The following is a 21,066-nucleotide window of genomic DNA, read 5'->3' on the forward strand; positions in this document are numbered from 1 at the left end:
AATGATAGGCCCTCGATCCAGCCTACACTTCCCATAGAAGACAATCGTTACGAACGCGTTATTGCCGCGATCAGCTCCCTTCTTTGCACCTGCTCGTAGCATCCTTGTTTCACCACATGCATACTCTTGATGTTGCTTGCGTTTCGGCTTTTTCTGTCAGACTCAGCCGATCATGTTGCGGGTGGCTGCTTCCACGTCTTGCTGGCGCATCAGCGACTCGCCTATTAGAAAGCAGCGGATGTCGTGTTCGGCCATGGCGTCCAAGTCGCCGCGGCTGATTAGGCCGGATTCGGCGACAAAGGTGCAGTTAGCGGGCGCGCGGGCGACGAGCTCGTAGGTTTTCTGAACATCGACCTCGAAGGTCTTGAGGTTGCGGTTGTTGACGCCGATCATGCGCGACTTGAGCCTGAGCGCGCGGTCGAGTTCCTGCGCGTCATGGACTTCGACCAGCACGTCCATGCCTTGTTCGAAGGCGGCGGCTTCGATTTCGGCCATTTGGCCGTCGTCTAGCGCGGCGACAATGATCAGGATTGCGTCGGCGCCGATCGCGCGGGCTTCCTCGACCTGCCAGGGGTCGATCATGAAGTCTTTCCGCAGCACCGGCAGGTCACAGGCGGCACGGGCGGCGATCAGATAGTCTTCGTGGCCTTGAAAATAGTCACGGTCGGTCAGGATCGACAGGCAGGCGGCGCCGCCGGCCTGATAGGCGCGGGCATGCGCAGGCGGATCGAAGTCGGCGCGGATCAGCCCTTTGGATGGGCTGGCCTTCTTGATCTCGGCGATAAGGCCATAGCCGCCAGCGGCGGCGCGCGCGTCGAGCGCCGCCTTGAAGCCGCGTGGCGGCGTGGGCTGCGGCCAGGCGCGCGGGTTGGCTTTGCGGTCGGCGACTTCCTGACGCTTGGTGGCGAGGATGCGGTCCAGAATGTTGCTCATACGTAAGCGATCCAGCGGTCGAGCAGCGCGTTCCCGCGGCCATCGTCAATGGCGTCGGCGGCCTCTGCGGCGCCTTCGCTCAGCGTCTTGGCGGTGCCGGCGACCATCAGCGCGGCGGCGGCGTTGAGCAGAACGGCGTCACGATATGGGCCTGCGTCGCCGAGCAGCAGGCGGCGCAGCGCCAGCGCGTTGTGCGCGGGATCGCCGCCGCGGATCGCCGCAAGCGGGTGGCGCGCGAGGCCGGCATCCTCCGGAGTGATGCGCGCAGGCAGAGTGGCGCTACCGATATTCACCGCGATGCTGGGATGCTCGGTGGAGAGCTCGTCCAGGCCTTCCTCGCCCGAGATTACCGCGGCCGCTTCGACGCCGAGCTGTTCGAGCGCTTCGGCATAGATCGGCGCATAGTCCGGGCGCGCGATGCCGATCAGCTGGCGGGTGACGTGCGCGGGATTGGCGAGCGGGCCCATCAGGTTGAAGATCGTGCGGCGGGCGATGCGGCGGCGCAGCGGGCCGATGCGCGCCATCGCGGGGTGATGGTGCTGCGCGTAGAGGAACGCGATGCCCAAGTCGCCGAGCGTGTCCTCGGCCTGCGCGGCGGCGCGGTCGAGATCGAGGCCGAGCGCTTCCAAGGTGTCGGCGGCGCCGGCTTTGGACGAGGCGGCGCGGTTGCCGTGCTTGGCGACGGGGACGCCGCACGCCGCGACCACCAGGCTGACCGCGGTGGAGACGTTGAGCGTGTGGTGGCCGTCACCCCCGGTGCCGCACACGTCGATCGCGCCGGCCGGGGCGGTGATCGGGATGAGGCGGGCGCGCATCGCACGGGCAGCCTCTGCGATCTCGATGCTGGTCTCACCGCGGACCGAGAGGGCGATGAGGAAATGCTCGATCGCTTCTTCGGGAACGGTGCCGTCGAGGATGTCGGCGAACGCCTGCGCCGCGGATTCGCGCGAGAGCGGGGTGGCCGGGCTGGGAAGCAGGGAGAAGGTGGTCACGGGGCCTCTATTCCGGGGCGGCGGGGCGAAGTCGAGGGAATGTTGTGGTGGCCAACCTCATACTTCCCCGTGCCCTGGAGGTTTCAGTTAGGCCAGCGCCTTAGTCTGTACGCCGGCTTCCTTCAGGAAGTTCGCCAGCATCGCGTGGCCGTGTTCGGTGGCGATGCTTTCGGGGTGGAACTGGACGCCGTGGATCGGGAGTTCGCGGTGGCGGAAGCCCATGACCGAGGCGTCGGACGCGGTGGCGTTGACCACCAGCGCATCGGGCACGTCGGTGACGATCAGGGAATGGTAGCGGGTAGCGGTGAAGGGCGAGGGAAGTTCGGCGAAGAGGCCGGTGCCGTCATGCTCGACCGGGCAGGTCTTGCCGTGCATCAGCCCGCCGCGGACGACCTGACCGCCGAAATGCTGGCCGATCGCCTGATGGCCAAGGCACACGCCGAGCAACGGCTTGCGAGCCTCGGCACAGGCGGCGACGAGGTCCAGGCTGATTCCGGCCTCGTTCGGCGTGCAGGGGCCCGGCGAGATCAGGAAGGCCTGGGCATTGGTGGCAAGCGCGTCGGCGGCGGTGAGCGCGTCGTTGCGCACGACCTGCACCTCGGCGCCCAGTTCCATGAGGTAGTGGACCAGGTTCCAGGTGAAGCTGTCGTAATTGTCGATGACCAGGATCATGGGAGCGGAGGTAGGCGCTTGGGCGGTTCCGGGCAATTGCCTGCGTCTGCAGGTGGGGCGCAATTGCCTTGGCCCGGCCATGATTGGTGGCAACGGTTGGCGGCACAGGGGCGTTGATGTGCGTGTTCGAAGGAGTGCCGATGCTTTCCCAGTTGCTGATCGCCATGCTGATGGCTGCGCCTGTTCCGGTTCAGGACCGCGGCGAGGCGGGGCAGGACATGCCCAAGCGGGTGCGCTCGGTGCTGCTATATGGCGACGAACAATGCCCCAAGGCGGCGAGCCCCGACGAAGTGGTGGTGTGCGCCAAGGGCGGCGATTCGCCCTATCGGATTCCCAAGGAGTTCCGCGACCAGCCCGAGGAGGGGCCTGGCGGCCAAGCCTGGACCAACCGGGTCGAGACGGTCGAGGAAGTGAACCGCGTTGGGCTGCCCAACAGCTGCTCGCCGGTGGGCACGGGCGGACAGACCGGATGTACACGCCAGTGGCTGCGGCAATGGGCGCAGGAGCGGCTGGACCAGAAGGCAAAGGCCGCGCGAGTGCCGTGAACTATTGCCCGAAGCGGGGCTCGCTGGCGCGGGCCACCGCTTCGCGCGCGGCAGCGAAGAGCGCGCCGGACTTGGCTTCGCATTCGCGCTGCTCGTAGGCCGGGTCGGAGTCGGCGACGATGCCGGCGCCGGCCTGGACGTGCATGACGCCGTCCTTCACCAGCGCGGTGCGCAGGACGATGCAGCTGTCCATCGATCCGTCGGGCGAGAAATAGCCGACGCCGCCCGCATATGGCCCGCGGGTTTCGGGTTCGAGCTCGGCGATGATCTGGCAGGCGCGGACTTTGGGCGCGCCGCTGACGGTGCCTGCGGGGAAACCGGCGAAGAGCGCGTCGAGCGCGTCGCTGCCGGGCGCGAGCTTGCCGACCACGTTCGAGACGATGTGCATGACGTGGCTGTAATATTCGACCGTGTAGCTGTCGGTGACGCGGACGCTGCCGGCTTCGGCTGCGCGGCCGACATCGTTGCGGCCGAGGTCGAGCAGCATGAGGTGTTCGGCGCGTTCCTTGGGATCGGCGAGGAGCGACGCGCGGTTTGCCTCGTCTTCGGCAGCGGTGTGCCCGCGCGGGCGGGTGCCGGCGATCGGGCGGATGGTGATCTCACCATCGCGGGCGCGGACCAGGATTTCGGGGCTCGAGCCGGTGAGCGCGAAGCCGGGCAGGTCGAGATGGTAGAGGAAAGGCGAGGGATTCACGCGGCGCAGCGCGCGGTAGAGTTCGAACGGCGGGAGCGGGAAGGGCGCAGTGAAGCGCTGGGCGAGCACGACCTGGAAGATGTCACCGGCGGCGATGTAGTCCTTGGCACGGGCGACCATTTCGCCATAGCGGCCAGGGGGAAGGACGGGCTGGGCCACTATCTTGTCGACGTCGAAACGTGTCGGCTCGGGTATCGACGTACCCGAAAGGCGAGCGGCGACGGTGTCGAGGCGTTCGGCGGCGGCGGCGAGCGTGGTATGGGGATCATCGCCAGGCCAGACGGGCGCCACCAGGAACAGCGTGTCGGCTAGGCGGTCGAAGATGAGGATGACGGTGGGGCGCACGAACATCATGTCGGGCACGTCGACGGGGTTCTTGCGAGGGCGGGGTAGATCCTCCACCAACCCAATCGTTTCGTAGCCGAAATAACCCACTAGGCAGGCCAGGGCGCGGGGGAGTTCGGGCGGCACATCCATGCGGCAGCGCGCCACAAGGGTGCGCAGCGCGTCGAGCGTGGGTTCGGGGCAGGGCGCGAACGCATCGCGATCCGCCAGCCAATGCTCGTTGACTTCGGCAGCGGCGCCGGTGGCGCGGAAGACGAGGTCTGGCGCCAGGCCGATCAGGCTGTGGCGGCCGCGCACCGAGCCGCCCTCGACCGATTCCAGCAGAAAGTCGCCGCGGCCCGGCTCGATCAGCTTGAGCGCGGCGGCGACCGGCGTCTCGGTATCGGCGATCTCACGCCGCCAGAGAAGCGCCGGCTTGCCCTGTTCAAGCGCGGCCAGCGCCGCTTCGCTGCCATGGATCACGCTTAACGGACACCCTGTTGCGCAAGCTGGGCACGCAGCTGCGCCACGGCCTTTTCATTGCGCTTGACGTTCATATGCGCGCGGATCGAGCGGATGAACTGGCGGGCATATTCCGGACCGACCTGCCCGGCGATGTCGCCGCGCACGCGGGCGATCGCCGCCTTGTTCCCCGCAGCGCTGTGCTGCTCGACCTGGTCGAGATAGACCACATAATAGCCCAGACGGTTCGGTCCTTCGACCAGCTTGGCCTTTTTGGGCGCCATGCTGAAGGCCATCTGGATGAACGGTTCCATGCGGCGGCCGAGCACTTCGGCGCGCTTCAGGTCGAACGGCTTGGGCGGCGGGCCCTTCTTCACGCCGGCTTCGGCAAAAGCCTGCGCCATCGGCACACCCTTTTGCAGCTTGGCGACGATCTGCGTGGCGGCGGCGCGTGCTTTTTGCAGCGCCTGAGTCATCAGATAATCGCCCTTCACCTGATCGCGGATCTGGGCAAGCGGACGCGGCGCGGCGGGAACGATGCGGTCCAGCGTCACCAGCGCGAAGCTGCCATCGGCGCCTGTGGGCACGACCTGTGGCTCGTCGCCGGCCTGTTCTACGCCGAAGCCGGCACGCAGGATCGGCACCAGCGCCGGATCGGGCTTGTAGGCCGGATTTTCGGGGTTCTGCCCCTGCGCGGTCAACGCCGGGGTGGTCTGTGCCGAAAGCTTCGCATCGCGGATCGCTTCATCGAAGGTCTTGCCGTCGGCCACGCCGTCGTCGATCGACTGGCGCAGATCGGCCAGGCGCTGCGCGACCTTGCGATCCGTGACTTCCTTGGCGAGTTCGCCGCGGACCTGATCGAGCGAACGCGCTGCGACACGCTCCACCTTCTCCACCTTGAGCACGTGCCAGCCGAGCGGCGAACGCACCGGACCGACAACGCCGCCCTGTGCCGCGCCGAAGGCCGCGTCGGCGATCTGGGGCGAGGTGCGCGTAGCCAGCGCAGCCTTTTCCACGCCGTCGAAGCTGCTGGGTTCGAGCCCGGCAGCGGCGGCGGCGGCGGCCATCGCCTGGCCACCCTTCACCTGGGCAGCGATGCGGTTCGCCGTCGCCTGATCGGCGATGATGACCTGACGCACGGTGCGCTTCTCCGTCGCGGCATAGCGATTGCCCGCCTTTTTATAAGCGTCCGCGATCTCGGCGTCGGTGGCAGCCGCCTGGGCGCGCACGGCATCGGCGGTAACCGCGGCATAGCGGATCACGCGGCGTTGCGGCACGCTGTAGCGAGCGCGGTTGCTGGCGTAATAGCTGTTCAGCGTCTTGTCATCGGGATCGGGACCCGGGTCCATCGCGATCGATTGGACGAGGCCGACTACACCCGTGCGGCGCTCCAGCAGCAGCGAGGCGTAGGGCAGCACCACGCCATCGGGCAGTTGATTGCCGAGCGTGGCGCGGCTGATCAGCCAGTTGCCATAGCGTTCCTGCTCAAGATCGCGGCGAAAGGCGATGGGAGAGATACGGTTCTGCGCCAGCAGATCCTCGAACTGCTTCTGGCTGAACTTGCCGTCGAGGCCGAGAAAGGCTGGATTGCTGGCGATCTCTCCGTCGATCAGCCGCTTGCTGACCTGCATGCCCGACTTTTCGGCGAACGCCACAATTGCCGCGCTGTTGATGATCTCATCAACCGCGACGTCCAGGCCGCCCTGTGCCAGGAATTCGGCCATGGTCACGGTCTGGCCCTGGCGCTGCGCGTTCTGGAGGAAGCGTTCGATCCGCTCCCGCACTTCGATGTCGGTCACCTTGTGCCGGCCGACTTGGGCGATGACGTTGCCGCCCGGGCCGCCATCCTGCGAGCGCAGCCCGGTAATGTCTCCCACCGCGAAGGCCAGCGCCATGATGCCGAGGAAGATGAACACCGCGATCAGGCCGAGGCGCGACTTGGTAAAGCGGCGGAAGAACTGGAGCATGAAGGGCCGTTCGTAAGAGGGTTTGGCCGTGCTTTAGGGCCGTGGGCCGATCCCATCAAGCTTGTGCGCGGCGGTGGGCTTGCTATCGGCAGGACACGCGTTGGGGAGGAAAGAATATGCGCCGCAAACTGGTGGCCGGGAACTGGAAGATGCACGGGCTGCGCGCGCAGTTGGGCGAAGTGGAGGCGATCGCCGCGGCGGCGGCGGCGAACCGCCAGGTGGATGTGGCGCTGTGCGTGCCGTTCACGCTGATCGCGGCGGCAGTGGCGGTTGCCGGCGATATGCCGATCGGCGCGCAGGACGTGCACGAGGCGGATCAGGGCGCCCATACCGGGAATATCTCCGCAGCGATGCTGCGCGAAGCCGGCGCAACGCTGACCATCGTCGGCCACTCCGAGCGCCGCGCGGATCAGCACGAGACCAGTCACGACGCCTGGGCCAAGGCGGCAGCGGCGCATCGCCGCGGGCTGCGCGTGATCCTGTGCTGCGGGGAGACCGAAGCCGAGCACAATGCCGGCCGTGCCGAGCGGATCGTCCAGTCGCAGATCGAGAAGTCGCTGCCCGACGGCGCCTCGCCCGATTGGCTGACGCTGGCTTATGAGCCGCGCTGGGCGATCGGGACCGGCCGCACACCGTCGCTCGACCAGATCGAGGCGATCCACGCCATTGCCCGCGCCAAGCTGCGGATGATGGTGGGCGATGCAGCGGACGGCATCCGCATCCTATATGGCGGATCGGTTACCGCAGCCAATGCCGAGGCGATCCTGGCGGTCGACAATGTCGATGGTGCGCTGGTCGGCGGCGCCAGTCTGACCGCCGACAAGTTCGTGCCGATCGTCGAAGCGGCAGCGCGCGCTTCTGGTTAACGAAAGGTAATTCCCGCATCCGTACAACGCGGGAATGGGAGCGGCGGCGCTGAGGCTCCATCTGTGACGGATGACGCGTCGCCTTGTTTCGGCAATTATCCCCGCTTCGGCGGAGAGCAGCGAGATCCTGCTGGAGCAGTTCCGTGGGCTGCGGGGCCAGGTGCCGCTGATGTACGCGCTGATCATGGTCGACGCGGCCTTTCTGGGCTTCGCGTCGCATGACAGTGTAGCCTATGGTTGGAGCCTGGGCATGCCACTGCTGCTCGCCCTGGCATCGGCCGTGCGAGCGGTATATTGGCTTCGCCTTCGGCGCGCGGACCCAAGCCCGAAGCAGGTGCGCCGATACCTGATCACCACGACGGTCGTGGCCGGCCTGCTGAGCCTGGGGTTCGGCGGGTGGGGCATGTACCTGTATGTCGAGGCGGATCTGCTGCGCCGGGCATGCATCGCCCTGTATGTGTTCATCGGTGCGATCTGCTGCTGTTACTGCCTGCAATCGCTGCCGCGCGCGGCGTATCTGGTGCTGCTGTGCGGGGCGGCGCCGATTACCTTCTGCATGGTGCTTTCCGAAAGCTGGTTCATGCGCGGAATGGGCATGAACATGGTGCTGGTGTCCGTGGTGATCGTGCGCATGCTGCGCACCAATTTCGCCGGACTCCTGGAGGTGTTGCGATCGCGCCAGGAGATGGCGAGCGAGCAGCGGCGCGCGCAGGGCGCCGAGCAGCGGGCCTATCAGCTTGCCTATCACGACCCGTTGACCGGATTGCCCAACCGCCGGGCGTTGGCGGAGGCGCTGGCGATGCGGTTGCAAGGCGACGAGCCAAGGCGGCCCTTCGGGCTGCTGATCGTCGACCTGGACCGGTTCAAGGCCGTGAACGACGTGCATGGCCATCCGGTCGGCGACCGGTTGCTGCACGACGTCGCCGACCGGCTGGCCGACACCATAGCCGGCAATGGCCAAAGCTATCGCATCGGTGGTGACGAGTTCGCCATCGTGCTGGAGGGGGGACGCGACGTGGCGCACCGGCTGTCTCAAGCCATCGTCCACCAGGTGGGCCGGCCTTTCACGTGCGGCAAGCGCGCGCATCATATCGGCGCGAGTGTCGGCATGGCGCTGTTCCCCGACGATGGCGACGATCGCGAGACGCTGATGCGTCGTGCCGATATCGCGCTGTACAAGGCGAAGGAGGAAGGGCGCGGGCGCCATTGCGCATTCGAGCCATCGCTGGATGCAGAGATCCGGCGCCGGTCAGCCATCGAAATCGAGATCCGGGAAGCGTTGGAGCGCGACGCGTTCGTACCCTTTTATCAGCCGGTGGTGGAACTGCGTTCCGGTGTCGTGGTGGGATATGAGCTGCTGGCGCGCTGGCCCCGTCACGGTGCCGCGATCGGGCCCGACCAGTTCATCCCGATCGCCGAGGAATGTGGGCTGATCGACGATCTGATGCTGCGGCTTTTGCGCCGTGCGTTTCGCGAGACCCGCGACTGGGGTACGATGCTGGCGGTGAATGTGTCGCCGAACCAGCTGCGCGACGGCTGGTTTGCGCAGAAGGTGCTGGCCTTGCTGGCCCGCGAAGGCTTTCCGGCGCACAAGCTGGTCGTCGAGATCACCGAAAATGCGCTGATCACCGACGGGCAGAGTGCCCGCGACGCGATTGCCGAGCTGAAGACGCAGGGCATCAAGCTGGCGCTGGATGATTTCGGCACCGGCTATTCGTCACTCCAGCATCTCCAGATGCTGCCGTTCGACAAGATCAAGATCGACCGGTCGTTCGTGACGACCATGGACCGCGATCCCCAAGCGCAGCGGCTGGTGGAGGCGATCGTCGCGCTGACCCGCAAGCTGGACCTGCCGGTTATCGCCGAAGGCGTGGAGTCCGCTGCCGCCGCCCGGGCGCTGGCGGTGATGGGCTGCACCTACGGCCAGGGATACCATTTCGGACGTCCCATGGCCGCAGGCGAAGTGGAAGCGACGTGGCGGGCGCTCAGCTCGCGTAGCGGTCTTTCAGAACTTTCCAGACTGCGCGCAGGCTGACCGCTTCGGCACCCTTGGGACGGCCGGGCTTGCTCGCACCGTTCCAGCAGAAGATGTCGAAATGCGCCCATTGCGCCTTGTCCGGCACGAACTCCTTGAGGAACAAAGCGGCAGTGATCGCGCCGCCGAACGGCCCTTCGGCGGCATTGACCATGTCGGCCACATCCGATTTCAGCAGATCCTTGTACGGATCGTAGAGCGGCATGCGCCACATCGGATCGAACTCGCTTTCGGCAGCGGACAACAGTTCGGTGGCGAGCGTATCGTCATTGGCGAACAGCGCCTGGAGATCGGCGCCCAGCGCGACGCGGGCGGCGCCGGTGAGCGTGGCGAAATCGAATACCAGCTCGGGACCGGCTTCCTCGGCCTTGGTCAGCGCGTCGGCCAGGATCAGGCGGCCTTCGGCGTCGGTGTTGCTGTTTTCCACGCTGAGCCCCTTGCGCGAGATCATCACGTCGCCCGGGCGCGTCGCGTCGCCGTTGATCGCGTTCTCGACCGCGGGGACCAGCATGTGGAGGCGGACGGGAAGGCGGTTCTGCATCACCAGTTCGGCGAGCGCGAGGGCGTGGGCGGCGCCGCCCATGTCCTTCTTCATCAGCCGCATGCCGGCGGCGGGCTTGATGTCCAGGCCGCCGGTGTCGAAGCATACGCCCTTGCCGATGATGGCAACGCGCGGATGCTCGGGATTGCCCCATTCGAGTTCGATCAGGCGCGGCTCGCGGCCCTTGCCCGCCGCCTGACCGACCGCCCAGAGCAGGCCATAGCCCTTTTCGACTTCGGCGCCCTTCGCGACGCTGAGGGTCGCGCCATAGCTTTGGGCGAGATCGGCGGCGGCGGCTTCGAGATCGGCGGGGCCCATGTCGTTGGCGCCGGTGTTGATCCGGTCGCGCAGCTTGAAGGTGACCGCGGCCATGCGGATGGCGTCTTCCATCTTTGCCGGGTCGCTGGTCAGGAGGATGCGCGGACCCTGGGGCTTGGCGTCCTTTTTCTTGTAGCGGTCGAACTTGTACTGGGCGGCGAGCCAGCCGTGCAGCGCCTTGCCAGGCTCGCGCGCGTCGACGCGGTACGTGCCCTCGGGCAGGGTCTCGGCCAGCTTGGCCAAGCACCAGGGCGACAGGCGCTCGACATTGTTGACGACGCTGACCACCGACCAGTCATCGGGATTGTCGCCCGGCAGGATCGCGCTGGAATAGCCGGCCGGCGCGAGCTTCTGCGCGGCGGCGGCGGCGCGGTGGCGCGGCGGCTGGGCCGAGAGCCAGGCGTCGAAGCCCTTTGCGTCGATCAAGTGGATGGTGCGCGCGGCCTGGCCGCGATCGGGCTGAATCAGCGTGGAAAGATCAGTCATGGCAATGATCTAGGACGCGCGGGGGCCTGCGCCTAGCCCCGGGCTCAAAGTCGCGCGGGTTCTTGCCCCGGCGGTCGGCGGCGTTCTGTGGCGCGGCCGGCTTTCCCGGCGGAGGACGCGGGTGATTCCGCGGCCTTTATTTCTGGCGCGGGTGGGGGCCGGGTGGATCATCGGGGCTCCGGAAAGGGGAGCCCCGAGCATGGCCAAGCAAAGGCTGGCCCTTGTCCGGCTTACTTGCCGAGGACGCGGGCCTTGCGGGCGGCGTAGCGGGCGTCACGGATCGCCTTGAGTTCGGCGGCCGTGGGCGGCGCCTTTGCCTTGCGGTCGGCGTCAGCCTGCGCCTTTTCCTCTTCGAGGCGGACGCGTTCGGCCTCGGCCGCGGCGAGCTTGTCGGCCTTTTCCTGCGCGATCGCATCGCGCTTGGCCTGGCGCTTGGCTTCTTCCTCGGCTTCGCGGACGAGGCGGGCAGCCTGGCGCTTCTCGAGCTCGGCGGGATCGAGCTTGGGCTGTGCCTTCAGGCGCTCCAACGCCTTCTTCTTCGCCTCGGCAGCAAGGGCGGCGCGGTCTTGGAAGGTCGGTACTTTATAACCCATGGGTTCTCACATGCTGGGGTTGGAAAGGGGTACGCCGTAGAGATCATGCTCATCGGCGTCTTCGATGGCGACCGACACGATGTCGCCCTGCTTCAGATGGGCGGCGTCCCGCAGGAACACCTCGCCATCAATCTCGGGTGCGTCGGCCTGGCTGCGGCCGGTGGCACCTTCTTCGCCGACCTCGTCGATGATGACGTCGAGGGTGCGGCCGATCTTTGCCTGGAGCTTGGCGGCGCTGATCGCGGCAGTCTTCTCCATGATGCGCGCATAGCGCTCTTCCTTGACGTCTTCCGGCACGGCGCCCGGCAGGTCGTTGGCCGCGGCGCCCTGAACGGGCTCGAAGCGGAACGCGCCCACCCGGTCGAGCTGGGCTTCGTCGAGCCAGTCGAGCAGATACTGGAAATCGGCTTCGGTTTCACCTGGAAAACCCACGACGAAGGTCGAGCGGATGGTGATGTCCGGGGCGATCGAGCGCCAGTGTCGCAGCCGCTCGAGCACCTTGGCGTCGTTGGCGGGGCGCTTCATCGTGCGCAGCACGCTGGGCGCGGCGTGCTGGAAGGGGATGTCGAGATAGGGGAGGATCAGCCCCTGCGCCATCAGCGGGATGACCTGATCGACATGCGGGTAGGGGTAGACATAGTGCAGCCGCACCCAAGGCGCGATCTTGCCGAGTTCGCGGGCGAGGTCGGTCATGTGGGGGACGACGCTTTCGCCCTTCCACATCCGCGGTTCCTTGCGGATGTCGATGCCATAGGCCGAGGTGTCCTGGCTGATGACCAGCAGCTCCTTGGTGCCGGCCTCGACAAGCTTTTCGGCCTCGCGCAGGATCGCGTCGGGGCGGCGGCTGACCAGATCGCCGCGCAGTGCCGGGATGATGCAGAAGGAGCAGCGGTGATTGCAGCCTTCGGAGATCTTGAGATAGCTGTAGTGGCGCGGCGTCAGCTTGAGCCCGGCATCGGGCACCAGGTTGACGAAGGGCGAGGGCGGCATCGGCGCAGCCTGGTGCACCGCGCCGACGACTTCCTCATATTGATGCGCGCCGGTGACGGCGAGCACGTTGGGGAAGCGGGCACGGATGACCTCGGCTTCCTTGCCCAGGCAGCCGGTAACGATGACGCGGCCGTTCTCGGCGATCGCCTCACCGATCGCCTCGAGCGATTCTTCCTTCGCCGAGTCGAGGAAGCCGCAGGTATTGACCAGCACCACGTCCGCGCCCGAATAATCGGGCGACATGGCATAACCGTCGCTGCGCAGCTTGGTGAGGATGCGTTCGCTGTCGACCAGGTTCTTGGGACAGCCGAGCGAGACCATCCCCACCTTGGGGGCTTCAGGAAGTTTGGTTGCCATGATTGCGGCGCGACATAGGGATTTCTGGGGAAATTGCTAGTGAGGGCGGTGCGCAATCCTCCCCGTGCAGGCGAGGATTCAGGCTGCGGCCACCGGCGCACGGAACAGGAAGAAGGCGCCGGCGGCGATCAGGGCGAAGCCGATCAGGTGATTGGGGGTGATGCGCTGACCCAAGTACAGGACCGAGAATATGGCGAAGACGCACAGCGTGATGACTTCCTGCATGCCCTTGAGCTGCGCGGCCGAATACAGGCTGCTGCCCCAGCGGTTGGCGGGGACTGCCAGGCAATATTCAAAGAAGGCGATACCCCAGCTGACCAGGATTATGGCGAGCAGCGGTTTGTCCTTGAACTTCAAATGTCCGTACCAGGCGAAGGTCATCAGGACGTTGGAGCCGATCAGAAGCAGGATCGGGAGAAGGCGGGGCAGCAGGGTTCCGGTCATGCCGCGACCATGTCGCCCGCAAGGAAGAGGTCAAGCCTGCGCGAGAGGCGTCGCGATGATCTCGATGACCGAGTCGCCCGCAAGCAGCGTCTCCGCTTCGGGATCGGCGAAGCTAAAGGCCTGACCGTTGCGGCGAAGCTGGACACCCAGCCCGGTGGCGATGGCGCCCAACGGCTTGCCGATCTCCCCCACACGAACCGGGCGCTCCGTCAGCGCGACCTTGCCGCGCGCGGATGCCAGGTCGGCTAGAGAGGCGGCGATGTTGGTGCCGGTGCACGAACTTGCGAGCAGCAGGCCGGCAAAGCTAACCGGGTTGATCACTGTGGTGGCACCCGCGGCACGGGCGGGAAACTCATTATCCTCGTTGCGGACGATGATGCTGATCGGCAGATCAGGCGCGAGATGCCGCGCCGTCAACGTGATGAGGATCGACGTGTCGTCGCGACCGGCGGCGACGATCATCGCCTTGGCCTGCGTGATGCGGACGTCCTCCAGCAGTTGGTCGCGCGTGGCGTCGCCCTGCACCACGATACAGCCACATGCCTGGGCGTGGGCGATCGCGTCGGGATCGGCGTCGATCACCACGAAATTGTCGGCGGTCGCGCCGCGGGCGATCAGTTCGTCGACAGCTTCGGAGCCGGTCTTGCCATAGCCGGCGACCACGATGTGGCCCTGAAGGTTCCGTTGGATGATCGTCATACGCCATCTGTCCCAGCTACGCTTGAGCACGAAGTTGTACGCCGTGCCGAGGAAGAGCAGCACCACGAAGATGCGGATCGGCGTCACCACCAACGCGTCAAACATCCGCGCCGCGGTGCTGACCGGCACGATATCACCATAGCCGGTGGTGGTGATCGAGATCGACGTGAAATAGATGATGTCGAGGAAGCTGACCTGGCCGTCAGCGGTGTCCTTCAGCCCGTCCCGCTCGATCCAGTGCACACCCACCGCGAGCGCGAGCAGCGCCAGGACCGCCGCCACGCGCCAGCCGATCGCCAGCCATACCGGCAGGCTCGACTTGCGTTTCAGCGTGCCGGGTTGCAGCGCCGCCATCAGCGCGCCGGCAGCCGCGCGAGCGGATCGACGGGGGTGCGGCCCTGGCGAATCTCGAAATGGAGTTCGGGGCGGTCGGCGAAGCCGGAGTTGCCCGACCGCGCGATCGTCTGCCCCTTGCGCACGGCCTGGCCGCGTTGAACGAGCAATTGGCCGGCATGGCCATAGACGCTGGTCATCCGATTGCCGTGCTTGAGGATGACGAGGCCGCCCAGCGCGGGCACATCGCTGCCGACATAGGCGACGACGCCGTCCGAGGCGGCGAGCACGGGGGTGTCGAGCGGCACGGCGATCTTGATGCCGTCATTGCGTTCGCCGCTGCGGCCCGGGCCGAACCGGCGCACGACCTTGCCGCTGACCGGCCAGGCGAACAGGCCGGCGGCGCGCTTGACCGGCGCGGCGACCGGCGTGGTCGGCGGCAGGATGCGCGCGGAGGAGGCAGTGGGTTTGGCGGGCGCTGCGTTGGCGGCAAGCGCGGGTTCGCCGCCCGTCAGAATGTCGTCGATGTCGATGTGGAAGCGCGCTGCACGCTGTTCCAGCGTCTCGGGGCCGGTGAACGGGATCAGCAAGCGCTGACCGGTGCGCAGGATATAGGGCTCGGCGAGCGCATTGGCGGCCACGACCTGCGACCAGGCGATGCTGTAGGCGCGGGCGATGGCGATGCCGCTCTCACCGGCGCGGACGAGGTGATAGCGGCCGCCGGGGATGGAGAGGCGCTGCCCGGCCCGGATCAGGCCCGGCGAGGTGATGGCGTTGGCGCGAGCGATCGCTTCGGCACCGGCGCCGGTCTTGGCGGCGATGGCGCCCAGTGTCTCGCCGGGTTGCACGACGTAGGTTGAGCTGGGGACCTGGCGGGCGTCCGGCACGACGCGGCGGGCTTCCCAGGCGGGCGGCGGCGCGGGCAGGGCGCGAACATCCTGATCCAGCGTACGCCGCTCATAGTCCGGTACCTGCTGCGGCGGGCGATGCTGTGGTGCACGCTGTTGGACGGGAGACTGCCGGACGGGGCGCTGCTGCGGCGCGCGTTGGGGCGCGGGTGGCGGCTCGCTCGCCGCCGAAGCATAGCCCGACGGCGGGATGCACCCCGCCAATGCTGCGCCGGCAAGTGCCGCAAAGCAGGCGTGCCGATACGTCCTGGAAAACCCCCACATGGCGTTAACTATAGACGGATTTCAGCGCGTCGAGCGAGTCCCTGTGCGTGAGATCGAGTTGCAGCGGCGTGACCGTCACGTACCCCTGTTCGATCGCTTCCAGATCGGTGTCCGGTGCCGGCACGATCGGGCGGCTGCCCATCGCCAGCCAGTAATAGTCGAAGCCGCGCGGATCGGCGCGCTTTTCCACGCCGACCCGGCCATAATCGCGCAAGCCCTGCGACACGACCTTGATGCCCTTCACCGCTTCGGGCGCGAGTGGGGGGAAGTTGATGTTGACGAGCGTGCGCGGTGCCCATTCCATGGCGAGCAGCGGCCTGAGCGCGCGTTCGCCCCAGGCCATGGCGGCGTCAAACGGCACCTTTTCACCCGCGCCGCCCCGGGCATAACGCTGGCTGAGTGCCACCGAGCGGATGCCGGCAAGCGCGCCCTCCATCGCCGCTGAAACGGTACCCGAATAACTAACATCCTCGGCCAGGTTGCCGCCGCGGTTGATGCCCGAAAGGATAAGGTCGGGCTTGTTGTCCTTCATCGCGTCGGCCAGCGCGAACATCACGCAATCGGTTGGCGTGCCGTGAACGGCGTAGCGATTGTCGCCATGGCGACGGACGCGAAACGGCTCGGTCAGCGACAGGGAGCGGCCCTTGCCCGATTGCTCGTCGGCAGGGGCGATGACGGTGATGTCATCAGAGATGGTGCGGGCGAGCGTTTCCAGATGTGCCAGGCCGCGCGCGTGGTAGCCATCGTCGTTGGTGAGGAGGATGCGCATGGCTTAGATCCTCCCCCAGCTTCGCTGGTGGAGGGGTCGCGCCTCAGGCGCGGAATGCGCTTGCGGCACGCGACCCCGCCGCTGCGGGGCGCCCCTCCACCACGCCCTTCGGGCGCGGTCCCCCTCCCTGAGGCAAGCTCGGGGAGGATTCTGCGCGCTCACGCCTTGGGTTCCAATAGGGTCAGCCCGCCGAGATACGGCCGCAGCACTTCCGGGACCGCGACCCCGCCGTTTTCCTGCTGGTAGTTCTCGACCACGGCGACCAGCGTGCGGCCGACCGCGAGGCCCGAACCGTTGAGGGTGTGGACGAAGCGAGTGCCCTTTTCGCCCTCGGGCCGATAGCGGGTGTTCATGCGGCGCGCCTGGAAATCGGTGCAGGTCGAGCAGCTGGAGATTTCGCGGAAGCGGGCCTGGCCGGGCAGCCATACTTCGAGGTCGTAGGTGCGCGCGGCAGTGAAGCCCATGTCGCCGGTGCACAGCTTCATGCGGCGATAAGCGAGGCCGAGCTTGTCGAGGATATACTCGGCGCAGGCAGTCATGCGCTCATGTTCGGCTTCGGACGCTTCGGGGGCGGTGATGGACACCATTTCCACCTTTTCGAACTGGTGCTGGCGGATATAGCCGCGGGTGTCGCGGCCCGCCGCCCCCGCCTCGGAGCGGAAGCAGGGGCTGAGCGCGGCGAGGCGCAGCGGCAGCACATCGTTCTGCAAGATCTGCTCGCGCACCGAATTGGTCAGGCTGACCTCGGCAGTGGGGATCAGCCAGCGGTCATCGGTGGTGTGGAAGCTGTCTTCGGCGAATTTGGGGAGCTGGCCGGTGCCGAACATGGTCTCGCCACGCACCAGCAGCGGGACGACCGTTTCCTCATAGCCATGTTCGTGCGTCAGCGTGTCGAGCATGAATTGGCCGAGCGCGCGGTGAAGCCGGGCTGCGGGACCGCGCAGGAAGGTGAAGCGCGAGCCGGAGATCTTCGCGCCGGTTTCGAAGTCGAGGCCGAGCGCCGGGCCGATCGCGTCATGCTCGCGGGCCTCAAACGCGAAGCTGGGGATAGTGCCGCGTTCGTGAACCAGCACATTGTCGTCTTCGCCGTCACCCTTTGGCACGTCGCGCAGCGGCAGGTTGGGAATGGCGGCCAGCAGTTCGTTCAGCTCCGCGCCGGCCGCTTTCTCCTCGGCGTCGATCTGCGGCATCCGTTCCTTCAACGCGGCCACTTCCGCCATCAGGTCGGTGGGATCATCGCGGCGCGCCTTTGCCGCGCCGATCGCCTTGGACGCTTCGTTGCGGCGGGCCTGGGCTGCCTGCGCCTCGGTGATCAGCGCGCGGCGGCGCTCGTCCAGAGCGAGCAGTTCGGCCGAACGCGGCGCCAGCCCGCGAAGGGCCAAGCCCTTGTCGAACGCTTCGGGATTTTCGCGGATCGATCGGATGTCGTGCATGGCAGCCGCTATGGCGGGGGCGACAAAACCGCGCAACCCTGGCGCGAAGCGCGGCGTTACAGATGCAGAACCGAACAAGGAGACAGGTTATGCAGGTTCCTCACCAGGCAGTGGTTCTGGTCGCCGATGGGCGAAAGATGCTCTTCCTCAGGAATGAAGGGGATGCCGAATTCCCGAACCTGCAGGTCGAGGCCAAGGAGATCCACGAGAACCCCAAGGACTCTGACCAGAAGCGGGATCAGTCGGGCCAGTCCTCGTCGACTCAGAGCGGCCCGGGCGCGCCGGCAGTGGCGCAGAACGGATCGATGCATGCCCGTGGCGGCGGCGCGCAGTTCGCGCCAGCGCGCGGCACGATGGGCGAGACCGACTTCCACCAATTGGAGGAAGACAAGTTCGCCGCCGAAACCGCGGAGATGCTCAAGAAGCGGGCGCTGAACAACGATTTCGAATCGCTGATCATCGTCGCGCCGCCCAGGACGCTGGGCGAGCTGCGCAAGCATTATCACCAGGCAGTGAGCGAGCGGCTGACCGGCGAGATCGGCAAGGACCTGACCGGACACACCGTGGTCCAGATCGAGGAAGCGCTGTTGAAGGCGGACTAACGCGAATTGCCCCGGCGCATGGCCGGGGCAGGGCAAATCAGGCCTCGGTCGTGCCGGCCGGGGCCTTTTTGCTGAAGCGCTTGCGTGCGACCAGCGCCGCCGCTGCGCCGCCGAACAGCAGGATCATCGGCGGGGCGGGGACCGGAGCGGGACCACCCGAGCCACCACTGCCACCCGAGCCGCCGCCATGGTTGCCGCTCGAATTCCAGCCGCTGGAATTGTTCCAGCCGCTCGATCCCCAGCCGGGCTTGTCGGGCTTGTCGGGCTTGTCCGGACGATCAGGCTTGTCCGGCTTACCGGGCTTGGTGTCCTGGTCCTGATGTTGCCCTTGCCCCTGACCTTGACCCTGGCCTTGCCCCTGACCTTGGCCTTGGCCTTGGTTCTGTTCCTGCTCGTTATGATTGTTGTTATTGTTGTTATTGTTGTTCTGGTTCTGATTATTGTTCTGATTATTGTTCTTGTTGTCGATCTCGATGTTGATGTCGACGCCGCTGCTGCCAGAGCTGCTGCCCGAGGCCGAGCCGCCGAAAAATCCGCCAGCGAAGAAGCCGCCCGCGAAACCGCCGCCGCCCGAGCCGCCGATCACGCCCGACGAGCTGCTGGAGCCCGAGCTGGAGGAGATAAAGGGGGCGGGCACCGGTACCGGCGCTGCCTGGGCCGCGACGACCACGACCTGCGGCTGAGCCTGAGTCGTCGTGGTGGTCGTCGTCACGCGCCGCAGCGTCTTCTTCGCCACGGCCGCGGTGGCGACCTTGCGCACGACGCGCTTCTTCGCGACTACGTGCTGCTTGACCACCTTGGGCTGCTGCACACGTTCGGCGACATAAATGCCCGAGCCGCCAATCACCGCGCCGCCAGCAGCGCAGGCGCAAAGTTTCGCCAAAGCCATGCGAACCGACATGATGTCCCACTCTCTCGTTGCTGGCGGCTGGTGCCGGCACGGACGCCGGCAACAGGTGCACCATTCATTGGGGAGAAAGGGCAAAACAAACTATTAAGCGCAAGACAGTGAATGACGCTTAACCGTTTTATTTTGGGCAATTTCGCCGCGGCAGTCGAAATATTATGGTTAACGTTCGGAAACGGTACAAAAGCCAGGAAGCAACCGGCTGCACGATGTTGTCGCAGGTGCAAACCTCGCAGCGCAGGTAAAAACCCGGCCGGAGCTAATTTCCATGTAGTCGGAGGGTATTCGCACGCACAATCATTTGCTTGTGAAGGTTGATGCGCGAAAGTATAGGCGCGTCCGGGCAAACGGCGTTCTTCGGGGGCTTGGCCACTCGAAGACCGGTGAGGAGAGTGGGGATGGCTACCGTTTTGGACTGCTACAACGAACCCGAAAACATGTTGCCGACCGCCGCGAACGACAGGTCGGACGGATACCGGCCGCACAATGACGAGCCCTTCATGGGGCCAAGGCAGCTGGACTATTTCCGCAGCAAGCTGATCGCCTGGAAGGACGCGATCTGCCGCGAGGCGGCGGGTACGCTCAACCAGCTCCAGGCCGACTCGCTTCGCGAAGCCGATCTGACTGATCGCGCGTCCAGCGAGACCGACTGGTCGATCGAGCTGCGCACCCGCGACCGGCAGCGCAAGCTCATCGCCAAGATCGACGCGGCGCTGCGCCGGATCGAAGAAGGCGAATATGGCTATTGCGAAGTGACCGGCGAGCCGATCCCGCTCGGCAGGCTGGAAGCGCGCCCGACTGCGACGATGACGGTGGAAGCCCAGGAGCGCCATGAGCGCAACGAAAAGGTGTCGCGCGAGGAATGAGGCAGGGCGTTCGCCCGACGTCGGGCGCCGCAGGAGCCTGATCGTTACTGGTTCGATAAGGATTGCTGGTGTAGTCCGCTTACATTCCCCTTACGCGTTCGAGCAGCATCGATGGAACAGTTTACACCCGAATCCGTGAACGCGCTGTCCGCCGAGGATTTCACCGTTCCTCGCAGCGGGGCTCGCGACAGCCTGTTGCTGACGGCGCAGTTTCGCGTGAAGGACACCGACGAGGTGCACCAGGTGCGGGTGCGCAACCTGTCGTCGGGCGGCCTGATGGCCGAGTTCGCCGGACCGATCATGCCCGGCACATTGGTGGAGATCGAAGTACGCGGCGTGGGCTGGGTGAGCGGGCGTATCGCCTGGGCGACCGACGGGCGAGTGGGCGTGGCGTTTTCGACGGAGATCGATCCGCTGCTGGCGCGCAAGCCGGTGGGCAAGGGGACGATGACGCCGAGCTATACCAAGCCGCTCTCTTCGCGCCGTTGACCGCTATGGCCACCGGGGTGACGCGCCATGGCACACCCCGGAGGCAGCGCAAACTAGCGTCCGAGCTCTTCCTTTAGGCGCAGCTTTTCCTTCTTGAGCTGCGCGATCAGCATCTGGTCGGGCAGGGGCCGTTGCGCCTCGCTGCTGATCTGCTGATCGAGCTTCATGTGCTTGGCCGTGAGTGCCGACTGGTGCGCATTCTGCATGGAAGTCTTGCTCCTTCAGGGTCGCTGGGGAAACGATTAGATCAGCTTTAAAGCCCCTTGTCTCCTGTGGATTGCCCGTAATCGGTGGCCCGCCGAAAACGAACGATGGTCCGTTGCGATATGCCGAGGGTTCGTGCAGGGAGCCGGCACGGGGGCGGGTATGAGCGTAGGCGAGATTCAACAGCGGCTTGGAATGCTGCGGTCCGAACATCGCGACCTGGATGTTGCCATCCTGGCGCTACTTGGCACGAACACCGCCGATCAGTTGCAGATCGCGCGGCTGAAAAAGCGCAAGCTCAAGCTCCGCGACGAAATGTCGCTGCTGGAAGATCAGTTGGTGCCCGATATCATCGCCTAATGCTCCGCGCTGG

General features: G+C 66.3%; 22 protein-coding genes. 7 read left to right on the forward strand and 15 right to left on the reverse strand.

The annotated features are described in order from the left end of the window. Positions 1-162 precede the first annotated feature (162 nt). The 3 genes from trpC to FHT02_RS00985 all read right to left on the reverse strand — a co-directional run bounded on the left by trpC (position 163) and on the right by FHT02_RS00985 (position 2,597). The gene (gene trpC, locus FHT02_RS00975; protein WP_184083323.1) at positions 163-933 is read right to left on the reverse strand and encodes an indole-3-glycerol phosphate synthase TrpC; all 771 of its coding nucleotides are present in this window, start codon (positions 931-933) and stop codon (positions 163-165) included. Beyond that, positions 930-1,925 (reverse strand): anthranilate phosphoribosyltransferase, encoded by a 996-nt coding sequence (gene trpD, locus FHT02_RS00980; protein WP_184083325.1) that lies wholly within the window; start codon positions 1,923-1,925, stop codon positions 930-932. The genes trpC and trpD overlap by 4 nt, the downstream gene beginning before the upstream one ends. An 87-nt stretch (positions 1,926-2,012) precedes the next feature. Then, positions 2,013-2,597: an anthranilate synthase component II gene (locus FHT02_RS00985; RefSeq protein ID WP_184083327.1), complete on the reverse strand. Its 585-nt coding sequence runs from the start codon at positions 2,595-2,597 to the stop codon at positions 2,013-2,015. A gap of 140 nt (positions 2,598-2,737) precedes the next feature. Between FHT02_RS00985 and FHT02_RS00990 the strand changes: the two genes are divergently transcribed. Next, positions 2,738-3,142: a hypothetical protein gene (locus FHT02_RS00990; RefSeq protein ID WP_184083329.1), complete on the forward strand. Its 405-nt coding sequence runs from the start codon at positions 2,738-2,740 to the stop codon at positions 3,140-3,142. A 1-nt stretch (position 3,143) separates the two neighbouring features. Here FHT02_RS00990 and FHT02_RS00995 read toward each other — a convergent pair whose 3' ends face one another. Then, complete coding sequence (locus FHT02_RS00995; RefSeq protein WP_184083331.1) at positions 3,144-4,643, reverse strand: chorismate-binding protein; 1,500 nt, start codon at positions 4,641-4,643, stop codon at positions 3,144-3,146. A gap of 2 nt (positions 4,644-4,645) precedes the next feature. After that, entirely contained in the window at positions 4,646-6,589 is a 1,944-nt protein-coding gene (locus FHT02_RS01000; protein ID WP_184083333.1) for a peptidylprolyl isomerase, read from the reverse strand. 116 nt (positions 6,590-6,705) lie between these two features. On the opposite strand from FHT02_RS01000, the gene tpiA reads away from it, so the two are divergent. After that, positions 6,706-7,455, forward strand: coding sequence for a triose-phosphate isomerase (tpiA, locus tag FHT02_RS01005; protein ID WP_184083335.1), 750 nt, complete (start codon positions 6,706-6,708; stop codon positions 7,453-7,455). A 70-nt stretch (positions 7,456-7,525) separates the two neighbouring features. Then, positions 7,526-9,490: a putative bifunctional diguanylate cyclase/phosphodiesterase gene (locus tag FHT02_RS01010; protein ID WP_184083337.1), complete on the forward strand. Its 1,965-nt coding sequence runs from the start codon at positions 7,526-7,528 to the stop codon at positions 9,488-9,490. Here FHT02_RS01010 and FHT02_RS01015 read toward each other — a convergent pair. The 8 genes from FHT02_RS01015 to serS form a co-directional block, all read right to left on the reverse strand. After that, on the reverse strand, positions 9,441-10,835 hold the full coding sequence (locus tag FHT02_RS01015; protein ID WP_184083339.1) for a leucyl aminopeptidase family protein: 1,395 nt from the start codon (positions 10,833-10,835) through the stop codon (positions 9,441-9,443). The genes FHT02_RS01010 and FHT02_RS01015 overlap by 50 nt on opposite strands. Positions 10,836-11,065: 230 nt before the next feature. Continuing rightward, entirely contained in the window at positions 11,066-11,428 is a 363-nt protein-coding gene (locus tag FHT02_RS01020) for a DUF6481 family protein (protein ID WP_184083341.1), read from the reverse strand. 6 nt (positions 11,429-11,434) lie between these two features. Next, positions 11,435-12,775 (reverse strand): 30S ribosomal protein S12 methylthiotransferase RimO, encoded by a 1,341-nt coding sequence (gene rimO, locus FHT02_RS01025; protein ID WP_184083343.1) that lies wholly within the window; start codon positions 12,773-12,775, stop codon positions 11,435-11,437. A 78-nt stretch (positions 12,776-12,853) separates the two neighbouring features. Continuing rightward, complete coding sequence (locus FHT02_RS01030) at positions 12,854-13,219, reverse strand: DMT family protein (RefSeq protein WP_184083345.1); 366 nt, start codon at positions 13,217-13,219, stop codon at positions 12,854-12,856. Positions 13,220-13,249: 30 nt separating this feature from the next. Continuing rightward, positions 13,250-14,272: a potassium channel family protein gene (locus FHT02_RS01035; RefSeq protein WP_184083347.1), complete on the reverse strand. Its 1,023-nt coding sequence runs from the start codon at positions 14,270-14,272 to the stop codon at positions 13,250-13,252. After that, positions 14,272-15,423: a M23 family metallopeptidase gene (locus tag FHT02_RS01040; protein WP_184083349.1), complete on the reverse strand. Its 1,152-nt coding sequence runs from the start codon at positions 15,421-15,423 to the stop codon at positions 14,272-14,274. The genes FHT02_RS01035 and FHT02_RS01040 overlap by 1 nt, the downstream gene beginning before the upstream one ends. Positions 15,424-15,427: 4 nt before the next feature. After that, positions 15,428-16,192 (reverse strand): 5'/3'-nucleotidase SurE, encoded by a 765-nt coding sequence (gene surE / locus FHT02_RS01045; RefSeq protein ID WP_184083352.1) that lies wholly within the window; start codon positions 16,190-16,192, stop codon positions 15,428-15,430. 158 nt (positions 16,193-16,350) lie between these two features. Further along, the gene (gene serS / locus FHT02_RS01050; RefSeq protein WP_184083354.1) at positions 16,351-17,625 is read right to left on the reverse strand and encodes a serine--tRNA ligase; all 1,275 of its coding nucleotides are present in this window, start codon (positions 17,623-17,625) and stop codon (positions 16,351-16,353) included. Positions 17,626-17,714: 89 nt separating this feature from the next. On the opposite strand from serS, the gene FHT02_RS01055 reads away from it, so the two are divergent. After that, positions 17,715-18,227: a host attachment family protein gene (locus FHT02_RS01055; RefSeq protein WP_184083356.1), complete on the forward strand. Its 513-nt coding sequence runs from the start codon at positions 17,715-17,717 to the stop codon at positions 18,225-18,227. 37 nt (positions 18,228-18,264) lie between these two features. On the opposite strand, the gene FHT02_RS01060 is transcribed toward FHT02_RS01055, so the two are convergent. Next, on the reverse strand, positions 18,265-19,128 hold the full coding sequence (locus FHT02_RS01060; RefSeq protein WP_246352123.1) for a hypothetical protein: 864 nt from the start codon (positions 19,126-19,128) through the stop codon (positions 18,265-18,267). A gap of 404 nt (positions 19,129-19,532) precedes the next feature. On the opposite strand from FHT02_RS01060, the gene dksA reads away from it, so the two are divergent. Further along, positions 19,533-20,000, forward strand: coding sequence for an RNA polymerase-binding protein DksA (gene dksA / locus FHT02_RS01065; RefSeq protein WP_184083358.1), 468 nt, complete (start codon positions 19,533-19,535; stop codon positions 19,998-20,000). A gap of 111 nt (positions 20,001-20,111) precedes the next feature. Continuing rightward, complete coding sequence (locus tag FHT02_RS01070; protein WP_184083360.1) at positions 20,112-20,489, forward strand: PilZ domain-containing protein; 378 nt, start codon at positions 20,112-20,114, stop codon at positions 20,487-20,489. A gap of 53 nt (positions 20,490-20,542) precedes the next feature. Here the strand turns inward: FHT02_RS01070 and FHT02_RS01075 are convergent, their stop codons facing one another. Continuing rightward, a complete protein-coding gene (locus FHT02_RS01075) occupies positions 20,543-20,695 on the reverse strand; it encodes a YdcH family protein (RefSeq protein WP_184083362.1) in 153 nt (50 codons plus the stop codon). Between the two features lie 160 nt (positions 20,696-20,855). Here FHT02_RS01075 and FHT02_RS01080 point away from each other — a divergent pair, with 160 nt between their 5' ends. Further along, positions 20,856-21,053 carry a YdcH family protein gene (locus FHT02_RS01080; protein ID WP_184083364.1) on the forward strand — a complete coding sequence of 66 codons (198 nt, stop codon included), beginning with the start codon at positions 20,856-20,858 and terminating at the stop codon, positions 21,051-21,053. Positions 21,054-21,066: the final 13 nt, after the last annotated feature.

The sequence above is a fragment of the Sphingomonas xinjiangensis genome (assembly GCF_014199255.1).
GTDB lineage: Bacteria > Pseudomonadota > Alphaproteobacteria > Sphingomonadales > Sphingomonadaceae > Sphingomonas > Sphingomonas xinjiangensis.